Below are 1,568 nucleotides of genomic sequence, written 5' to 3' on the forward strand. Positions count from 1 at the left end.
TTGGGTCTCTTAATGGCCATCTCTGGTCCTCCACTTTCCTAACTATAGGGGCGGACCACTTCAAAGGGGGAGGCTCACAGTGGTTCTGGTACAGCGCTTGCGAGTCCTGGCCTATAGCCGCCACTCACGCTGGTCAGATGCACACTTATGGGCATTCATGCCGCAGTGTCCATTCAAGCTCGGCGGATCGTCATCGGAAAAATAGTTCCGCTTGATTTCGGGATAGTCGGCTCAGCGGAGATTGGCGATCTTGTTCACTGGCACTTTTGGCGCTCAGCACGTCTTCAACGCAGCTCTAGCTATATGTGGCGCATGTCCATTCTCCTCGCATTTCAGCAAAATAGAGAACTTGTCGCAACCCAGTTTAGAATGTGCCGCTGTGAACTCACGCTGAAGTGCAGTTCCTGATATGTTGTTTTATTCCAACCGGTTCTGGATTTCCATCAGCTTGGTCTCGAAGATTTCGGCCGGCGTGTGGTAGCCGAGGCATTTGCGCGGCGTTGAATTGAGGCGGTGGCAAATCGACCTCAAATATCGATTTGTCAGCGCCGTCGGTTCGGTTGAGCGGGGCAGATACTTCCGCAGCCTGTTGTTCGTGTTCTCGACGGTGCCTTTCTGGTACGGCGCTTGCGGGTCACAAAACCACGCGTCTGCGCCGATGCTGGCTTTAAGATGCCTTCAGGCCGAGAACTCAGAGCCACGGTCAAAGGTGATCGACTGGCGCGCGTCGGCGTGCAGGGGAGCCAGACCTTGGATCAGGGCTTCCATGATTGGCTTGGACTGGCGATCCTCGTTGAGCATCACAACTGCGTACCGGCTCACACGTTCGACCAGTGAGGTCACGTTCACCTTTCCATGCTCCTTGCGGAACATCATCAGATCGCATTCCCAATGGCCAAACTCCGTGCGTTCGGAGATCCTCTCAGGCCTGTGTGACAGGCTTTGTTCATCAAGGATATGTGCGCGCTGCCCTCGACGATATCCGCGCGGCCTGCGGCGACGACGATGTTCGGGCAGGTGCCGGTAGAACTGCTCATCGCGACCATCTTTGGAGTAGGCGAAACGATAGATCGTCTCGTGGCTGACGCGGATCGGATGGCGTTCTAGCCGCATGCGTCCCGCGATCTGCTCAGGTGACCAGCCAGCCTTCAGTCGGTCTTCGATGGCAGCCTTGAGTTCAGGATGAACGATCATCTTGCGATGGATCGCGCGGCGCTTCTCGTATTTGTCCTGGGCATTCAGCGCGTAGTAGCCGTTCAGCTCAGGCAGCTCGTCGTCCGTATATCGATTGCGCTTGATGTCTCGGTAGATCGTTGAGGGGTCGCGGCCCAGTCGATCCGCAATCTCTGAGACAGGCATTTTGGCTTCAAGCCACTTTGCCAGTTTACGGCGGTCCTCCAGCTTCAGGTGACAGTAGTGGATTCCCATTCTTCATACTCCATGCAACGCTTTGTTTTGATACAGAATTTGCACTTCGTTTGTGAATCCACCCGTGTGAGCGATACCAGAACCGCGACTCCTGTTCTTTCTGAGGTTAGGGGGATCGTCGCATCTCTTCCATCATCTTT

General features: G+C 55.1%; 1 pseudogene. It reads right to left on the reverse strand.

Annotation, left to right across the window (positions count from 1 at the left end):
- Positions 1–417: 417 nt before the first annotated feature.
- A pseudogene (locus tag Q0802_RS24610) lies at positions 418–1,428 on the reverse strand (IS30 family transposase).
- Positions 1,429–1,568 lie beyond the last annotated feature (140 nt).

This window comes from uncultured Roseobacter sp., from assembly GCF_947495275.1.
In the GTDB taxonomy this organism is placed as follows: domain Bacteria; phylum Pseudomonadota; class Alphaproteobacteria; order Rhodobacterales; family Rhodobacteraceae; genus Roseobacter.